A 4,302-nucleotide genomic window follows, 5' to 3' on the forward strand; every position below is an offset into this window, starting at 1 on the left:
TCGCCCGCGGCGGTCCCCGTACGATCGACGGCATGTCGCTGCCGCACGCCATCCTCACCGCCCTGTTGGAGAAGCCGTCCTCGGGGCTGGAGCTGACCAGGCGGTTCGACAGGTCGATCGGCTTCTTCTGGCCCGCCACCCACCAGCAGATCTACCGCGAACTGGGCCGGCTGGAGGCCTCCGGACAGATCCGGGCCCTCCAGCCGGAGGGGCCGGTGCGCGGGCAGAAGAAGGAGTACGAGGTCCTGCCGGAGGGCCGCGCCGAACTGGCCCGCTGGACCGCCGAGGGCGCCGCGCCGCGCGCCGTCCGGGAACCGCTGCTGCTGCGGCTGCGGGCGGCCGCGGTGGTCGGCACGGACGGGCTGGCGGCCGAGCTGGAGCGCCATCTGGCCCTGCACCGGGAGCAGTTGGCCGACTACCGGGAGATCGAGCGGCGCGACTTCCCGGCCGAGCGGGCGGACGGCGAGAACCGGCTCCAGCACGCGGTGCTGAGGGCCGGCATCGGGCTGGAGGCCTTCTGGGTGCAGTGGCTCGCCGAGACCCTCGAAACCCTGCCCTCCACCGGCCCTGCGCACGGCTCCTGACCTGCGGAGATCCCCGCCCGCGCGCCGCACCCCGCCCCCGGTGGGACACTGGTGGCTGTCCCTGCCCGAACTCTCGACCGGGGGCCCCTCATGTCTCTTCCCAGGCCCATCCACGCCCTCACCGCCGCAGCCGCCGCCGTGGCGGTCGCCCTGGGCCCGACGGCCCTGCCGGCGTCTGCCGTACCAGCCCAGGACCTGCCCTCCGCCGGCCGGCTGACGTCGGCCGTACCAGCCCAGGACCTGCCCTCCGCCGACCAGCTGACGTCGGCCCTGCTGACCGCGGCCGACCTCGGCCCCGGCCACACCGAGATCCCGGTGACGCAGAGCCCGAGCACCGGCGAGGGCCCGATCCCGGTGACCGGCTGCGCCGCACTCAGCGCCCTGATCAACATGCACGCCGCCCAGACCGGCACGGACGTCCAGCGCGCCGCGGTCGCACTCGACGGCCCGGGCGGCAACCCGGTGGTCACCCAGGTCCTCGCGGCCGAGGTGCCCGACCGGCTCGCCGCCGACTTCGACACCGCCGTCGACGCTCTGCGGACCTGCCACAGCATCACCTTCAACGCCGGCCCCGAGGACACCGTGACCTTCACCGTCACCCCGGTCACCCTCGGCGACCGCAAGGAGGCCCCCGCCGTCCACCTCGACGGCACCCTGGCCGGCGTCCGGCTCAGCGCCTACATCGGCATCGAGCGCTTCGGCAACGTGGCCATGGCCTTCGGCTTCTTCGAGCGCCAGGGCGCCTCCGAACAGACCGCCTCCGAGCAGTACCGCACTGCCGTCGCCAAGATCGAACGCATCCTCGGCGCGAAGGCCGGCAGCACCACCGCGCCGACCGCCGCCGGCCCGGGCGTGAGCGTCTGACCGGCCTCCTCCGGGTAACACCTCGGCCTCTCGCCGAACGCCTCGTGCGTTCGGCGAGGGGCCGGATCCGCAGCACCGGATCGCCGACGCCCGCAGCGCCGGCGATCCGGTCGGCCGTGCGGACCCGATCCCCGGTGCGGGAGGCTCCGAGGGCGACGCCGATGCGGCGGCGATCCAGGGCCTCGCCGGCCGGGCTCCATGTGGACACATTCCACGACAACTACGCGCCGACTGTCCTGAACCGGGCCGGCAACTCTGGGAGTTCGAGCGCTCGCCTGATAGGTTCTCCGGGCCGATCCCGCACAACCGCCTCATTTATCCCCAGTGGTTTCTTGGGAGTTCTCGTGGATTTGCTCAGAGCCCTGCCCTTTCTGATCCCCCTGTTCCTCGGGATAGCCGTGGTCACGGACTATCGAGGATTCTCGAAGATGCTCACGCAGTCCTCCAGGAGGTCCTCGGCGGACGGACCCGCTCGCGGTCTCCGGATCACGGGATGGGTGTTCATCGTCGTCTCGTCCTTGGTGATCCTGAGTGGGATCGTGACGTCCTTCGCCGGGTGACCTGCGGCTGACAGCTACCGAGCCGACGAGCCCTTCGTCCGGCAGTAGCCGTTCCGGGAGCGCCCCATCCGGTCGTCGGATGGGGCGCTCCCGGTGTTCGCCGGTGTGCGGGAGATCCTTTGAGGGAGGGGTGCGTGAAGGACCTGCGAATCGTGCTGTGGAGTCTGGCTGCCGGGCTGGTGGTCGCGGGCGGGCTGGGGTGGGCCGGGTGGGCCGCGTGGCAGAAGCTCCGGCCGTCCTGGCCCGAGGTGCCGGATCCGGTCGGGCGGTGGAGCGGGGGGACGGCCGTCGTGGAGTTCCTGCCGGAGGGGCGGGTCGGGTCCGCGCAGGTGCCGGCGTACGTGTGCAGCAGCTCTGCGGCGGACAAGGCGCGGCCGACGGAGATCGAGGGGCGGTGGAAGAAGTCCTTCTTCGACGACGTCGGTCCCGCGGTCTACGTGGAGGCGAAGCGGAAGGACGACGGGGGCACGTGCGGGTTCTGGTTGACGGCCGAGGAGAACGGTAAGGACCTGTGGCTCCTGAAGAGCCCGGGCTTCCTGATGACGAAGTCCTGAGTGGCAGTGGTGAGCGCGGGGGAGTCCGGAAACGGAGGCGGGCGGTGAACGGCGTTCGCGGGCGGGCCGTGGTGCTGGCGGGGCTGTTGTCGTTGGTGGTGGGGTGCGCCGGTGGGAGCGGGGAGAACGCGCCGGTGGTCGGGTACTGGCGGTCGGGGGCCGGCGAGATCGAGTTCCTGAAGGGTGGCGAGCTCGGGCAGGTGAGCCTGCTGCCGGCGGTGTGCTTCAAGCCGGCGTCCGACCAGCAGGAGCACTTCAAGGGCACCTGGCGCTACGAGCGGATCGAGGGTGCGGGGCGGGGCGCGAGTGCCGTGCTGACCTCCGATTCGGGGGCGGTGACGTGCGAGCGGTACTTCCGGTACGTCAAGGACGATGCCGGCGAGCGGTTGCAGCTGGACTCGCGGGACGTCACTGAGAAGCCCTTCCTCCGGCAGAAGGGGCATGCCATCGGCACGGTGGTGGAATGATCCGGGGCTGTGCCGGTGGTGTTGTGCCGGGTCGGCGGTCGGGGGAAGGGACGGGCGGCCGCAACCCCGTGGCGGCCGCCCGCCGCCGTACCGGGCCTACGGGTGGTACACGACCTCCGGGAAGGCCTTCGACGGCCCGTCGAGCAGGTTGCCGCAGTGCCGGTTGCGCAGGTGGAGGTCGAAGAAGGCGCGCGGGTAGGCCTGCTGGATGAGCACGCCGCGGTCGGGGTCGAGGGTGCCGACCTGGGACTGGATCTGCTGCTCGGTCATGCCGAGCAGCCTGCCCGCCTGGGGGACCAGCGTCATGTTGTCGCCGTACGAGCCGTGGACGGCGCCGGTGGCCTGGACGTCGAGGCGCCAGCCGCGCAGGTGGCCCCAGAAGGTCTCGGCGTACGGGTTGACGGCCCGGGCGAAGTCGGCGGTCATCATCATGAACGGCCGGTCGATGTCGGTGGTGATGGGGGGATTGCACGCCATCGGCCCGTCGAGGGAGATGGCGGCGCGGATGCGCTGGTCGGCGATCATGGCGAGCGCGGCGCCGGTGCCGCCCTTGGACCAGCCGAAGGCGCCGATGTTCCGCGCGTCCAGGCCGCCGAGCAGGCCGGCCGGCAGGGCGCGGCCGTCGACGTCGGGGTTGCGGCCGTTGGCGAGGTCGACGACGCGGTCGAGCAGGAAGAGCAGGTCGGCCGCGTAGTCCCTCGGGTACAGCCCCGGGGCGACGCCGTCCCGGGTGACGACCGTCCCGTCCGGGAACTCGGTGATGCCGTCGTGGGTGTGGTCGACGGTGACGACGGCGAAGCCGTGGCTGGCCAACTCCTGGACCACGATGGTGTGGTCGGCCCGGTGGCTGCCCGCGCCGTGCGAGTAGAGGACGACGGGCAGCGGCCGGCCGGTCCGGTGGACGGGCGCGCCCTGGTGGCCTGCGGTGAGCGGGGCGAGCGTGAGGGGGAGCGGGAAGCCGACGTCGTCGAGGAAGGCCTTCAGGGCGCCCTCGGTCATCCAGGGCGCGAGCGGGTACGTGTCGGCGTCCGCGGCCCGGGCCGGATACCAGACGGTGGCCATCAGCTCGCGGAACTTTCCGGGCCTGGCGTTCGGGTCCAGCCGGGACTCGTCGCGCAGGTGCAGCGGCACCATGCCCACCGGGAAGGGGCCGGTGGGCGCGGGCAGGGTGAGCCGCGCGGGGGAGCCGGTGCCGGAGGGGGCGGTGCCGGAGGAAGCGGGGGCGGGCGCGGCCGAGGCCGAGGCGGTGCGGGCGAGGCCCAGCGGCGCGACG

At 72.8% G+C, this 4,302-nt stretch carries 5 protein-coding genes; 4 read left to right on the top strand and 1 reads right to left on the bottom strand.

Annotated elements, in window-relative coordinates; all coding sequences use genetic code 11:
• Positions 1–32: 32 nt before the first annotated feature.
• The 4 genes from KS423_RS39620 to KS423_RS39635 all read left to right on the top strand — a co-directional run bounded on the left by KS423_RS39620 (position 33) and on the right by KS423_RS39635 (position 3,029).
• Complete coding sequence (locus tag KS423_RS39620; protein ID WP_224284578.1) at positions 33–584, top strand: PadR family transcriptional regulator; 552 nt, start codon at positions 33–35, stop codon at positions 582–584.
• Positions 585–674: 90 nt separating this feature from the next.
• Positions 675–1,448 (top strand): hypothetical protein, encoded by a 774-nt coding sequence (locus KS423_RS39625; protein ID WP_224284575.1) that lies wholly within the window; start codon positions 675–677, stop codon positions 1,446–1,448.
• A gap of 694 nt (positions 1,449–2,142) precedes the next feature.
• A complete protein-coding gene (locus KS423_RS39630) occupies positions 2,143–2,562 on the top strand; it encodes a hypothetical protein (RefSeq protein WP_224284576.1) in 420 nt (139 codons plus the stop codon).
• Between the two features lie 44 nt (positions 2,563–2,606).
• Positions 2,607–3,029, top strand: coding sequence for a hypothetical protein (locus KS423_RS39635; RefSeq protein WP_224284577.1), 423 nt, complete (start codon positions 2,607–2,609; stop codon positions 3,027–3,029).
• Between the two features lie 96 nt (positions 3,030–3,125).
• On the opposite strand, the gene KS423_RS39640 is transcribed toward KS423_RS39635, so the two are convergent.
• Positions 3,126–4,292 carry an acetylhydrolase gene (locus KS423_RS39640; RefSeq protein WP_263455718.1) on the bottom strand — a complete coding sequence of 389 codons (1,167 nt, stop codon included), beginning with the start codon at positions 4,290–4,292 and terminating at the stop codon, positions 3,126–3,128.
• Positions 4,293–4,302 lie beyond the last annotated feature (10 nt).

This window comes from Streptomyces sp. LS1784 (assembly GCF_020103755.1).
Classification (GTDB): domain Bacteria; phylum Actinomycetota; class Actinomycetes; order Streptomycetales; family Streptomycetaceae; genus Kitasatospora.